Raw genomic sequence first — 1,490 nt, 5'->3', positions numbered from 1 at the left:
TACCGGCCCCAGCTTCGTCAGGGAACGCTGTCGCGCACCCTGACCTACTCCATTGGTATTCGAACGCCGGCACGGTTTAGTCCTTCAGCGTCATGCGCAAGGCTTCGTCGAGGCTGGTTTCGCCGGCCAGCACCTTGTCCAGCGCGCTCTGCTGAATGCTGGGCGCCAGCGTGCGGGCATGGCTTTCCAAGGCCATGTCGCCGGCGCCGTCGTGTATCAATTTCGCCATGGCACTATCCAGCGGTATCAGCTCGAAAATCCCGGCCCGGCCTTTGTAGCCGTGGCCGTAACATTGCGGGCAGCCTTGGGGTTGATAGATATTCACGGCGGCATCCGGCGGGCCGGCATAGCCCAGCCTGAGCAAATCCCGCCCCTCGACGGCGGCGGCTTGCTTGCAATGCGGACACAGTACCCGCACCAGGCGCTGGGCGATCACCCCGACCAGGCTGGAGGCCAACAAAAACGGCTCGACGCCCATATCGCGCAGGCGGGTAATGGCGCCGACCGCAGTGTTGGTATGCAGGGTGGACAATACCAAGTGCCCGGTCAAACTGGCCTGCACGGCGATTTCGGCGGTTTCCCGGTCGCGGATTTCCCCTACCATCACCACATCCGGGTCTTGCCGCAAAATGGCCCGCAGACCCTTAGCGAAAGTCATTTCCACCTTGCTGTTGACCTGGGTCTGGCCGATGCCGTCCAGGTAATATTCGATCGGGTCTTCCACCGTCAAAATATTGCGGCTGCGCTGATTAAGCTGGTTGACAATGGCGTACAAACTGGTGGTTTTACCGGAACCGGTGGGGCCGGTCACCAAGATGATGCCGTGCGGGCGGGCGATCATGCCTTGAATGCAATCCAGTTCCCGTTGCGCCATGCCGACCTGTTTCAGATCCAATTGATTGGCCTGCTTGTCCAGCAAACGCAGCACCACCCGCTCGCCGTGGCCGGAGGGCAAAGTCGACACCCGCACATCGACGGTCCGGCCGCCGATATTCAGGGAAATACGTCCGTCCTGCGGCAGCCGCTTTTCGGCGATGTCCAGTTTGGCCATGACTTTCAGGCGCGAAATCACCATGGGGGCGAATTCGCGCTGCGGCTCGATGATTTCGCGCAATACGCCGTCGACGCGAAAACGCACCACCATGCGCGATTCGTAAGGTTCGATGTGAATGTCCGAGGCATTTTCCTTGACGGCTTCGGTCAGCAGCGCATTGATCAGACGGATGATGGGGGCTTCGTCCTCGCTTTCCAGCAAATCTTCCGGCTTGGGCAGGTGCTGGGCCATGTCCGACAAATCCACATTTTCGTGCAGGTCGTTGACCATTTGCTGGGCATGGCCGGATTTATGCTCGTAGGCGGCTTGCAGGCGGCGCTCGAAATCCTGATCCGCAACCGCTTCGAAACGGGCCGCTTGGTTCAGCAGGCGCCGCACTTCCAGCAAGGCCGCCACCGGCGCGTCCCGGCGATATAGCACGCTGTAGCGCTGCCCG

Annotated in this window: 1 protein-coding gene; it reads right to left on the bottom strand. The window is 60.9% G+C overall.

The annotated features are described in order from the left end of the window. Window positions 1-76: 76 nt before the first annotated feature. Window positions 77-1,490, bottom strand: a 1,414-nt coding sequence (gspE, locus tag NP596_RS21330; protein WP_256617393.1) for a type II secretion system ATPase GspE, incomplete at its 5' end; no start/stop codon positions are given.

This window comes from Methylomonas rivi (genome assembly GCF_024505165.1).
GTDB lineage: Bacteria > Pseudomonadota > Gammaproteobacteria > Methylococcales > Methylomonadaceae > Methylomonas > Methylomonas rivi.
Note: the sequence above shows the minus strand (reverse complement) of the source record. Positions and strands in the feature narration are given on the sequence as shown.